We start from the raw sequence: 240 nt of genomic DNA on the forward strand, positions 1-240 counted from the left end.
CCCGAACCCCGGCTATCCCACTTTTGCCATGACCAGCCGCCTGCTCCATGCCGTCCCGGTGCAGTATCCGCTTTACCCGCACAATGATTTCCAGCCGCATATCGAGGACATCGAAGCCCTGATCACCCCGCGGACCAAAGTGCTCATGCTGAACTCGCCGTCGAATCCCCTGGGCGCCGTCATCAGCGAAGAAAGCACCCGCCAACTCGTGGAACTCGCTGTCCGCCACGATCTCTGGAT

At 60.8% G+C, this 240-nt stretch carries 1 protein-coding gene; it reads left to right on the forward strand.

Features of this window, described 5'->3' with window-relative positions; genetic code table 11:
* The coding region (locus SCA31_RS25290; RefSeq protein ID WP_410699683.1) for an aminotransferase class I/II-fold pyridoxal phosphate-dependent enzyme at positions 1–240 on the forward strand (240 nt) is incomplete at both ends.

It is taken from the genome of Chryseobacterium sp. SIMBA_028 (genome assembly GCF_046535285.1).
In the GTDB taxonomy this organism is placed as follows: Bacteria; Bacteroidota; Bacteroidia; order Flavobacteriales; family Weeksellaceae; genus Chryseobacterium.